At 69.1% G+C, this 863-nt stretch carries 1 protein-coding gene and 1 pseudogene; both read left to right on the top strand.

All coding sequences use genetic code 11. From position 1 onward, the window contains the following. Positions 1-293: pseudogene (locus tag A5646_RS29525) on the top strand (amino acid permease); the annotation flags it as partial. Positions 294-387: 94 nt separating this feature from the next. Continuing rightward, positions 388-863 (top strand): flavin reductase family protein (locus tag A5646_RS19325; protein ID WP_066880601.1); only part of this gene is annotated, 476 nt, incomplete at its 3' end.

Raw genomic sequence — 863 nt, 5'->3', positions numbered from 1 at the left:
CGGTCCTGGCCGCCACCGCCGACCTGCGCAACGCCATCGGATTTTCCTCGTTCGCCGTGCTGATCTACTACGCCGTCGCCAACGCCTCGGCCTGCACGCTCGGTGCCGACGAAGGCCGCCCACACCGGGCGATCCCGGTGATCGGGCTGCTCGGCTGCGTGATGCTGGCCGCCGCGATGCCCCGATGGTCGGTGCTGTCCGGTGTGCTGGTGCTGGGCCTCGGCGCCGGCGCCTATCTGATTCGGCGTTTCATCGCCCGGACCACGTTGCGGCGCAACCGAAATCGCAGCTGACGGCGGTGCACGCCGCGCCGGCCGGCCGGACACCGCCGCCGGGCAAATAGCGGCATCGCGATTCCCCGAAGGCCGGACGGGGAAGACTGAGCGGATGGCTGACCCGGAAACCGAAGCGTTCGACAAGCTGGTGGCGCTGCTGAACTATCCGATGTTCGTCGTCACCACGCAGGCCAACGGCACTGAAGCCGGCTGCCTGGTGGGCTTCGCCAGCCAGACCAGCATCAATCCGCCCCGCTTCCTGGTCGGCCTGTCCAAGCGCAACCACACCTTCCGCGTCGCCCGCGACGCCTCCCACCTGGCCGTGCACGTCTTCGACCACGAACACCTCGACGTGGTGGAGCTTTTCGGCAGCCAGACCAGCGACGAGGTCGACAAGTTCGCCCGCTGTTCCTGGCACCGCGGCCCCGAACGGATGCCGATCCTCGACGATGCCGCCGCGTGGTTCGTCGGCGAGATCCTGGAGCGTTTCACGATGGGCGACCACGTCGGGCACCTGCTCGCACCGGTCGGCGGCAGCCCGCCGCGGGAACTGGAAACCTGGGTGTCCTTCGGCGACGTGCGCGAGCT

This window comes from Mycobacterium sp. 1245499.0 (genome assembly GCF_001673615.1).
Taxonomy (GTDB): Bacteria; Actinomycetota; Actinomycetes; order Mycobacteriales; family Mycobacteriaceae; genus Mycobacterium; species Mycobacterium europaeum_A.
Note: the sequence above shows the minus strand (reverse complement) of the source record. Positions and strands in the feature narration are given on the sequence as shown.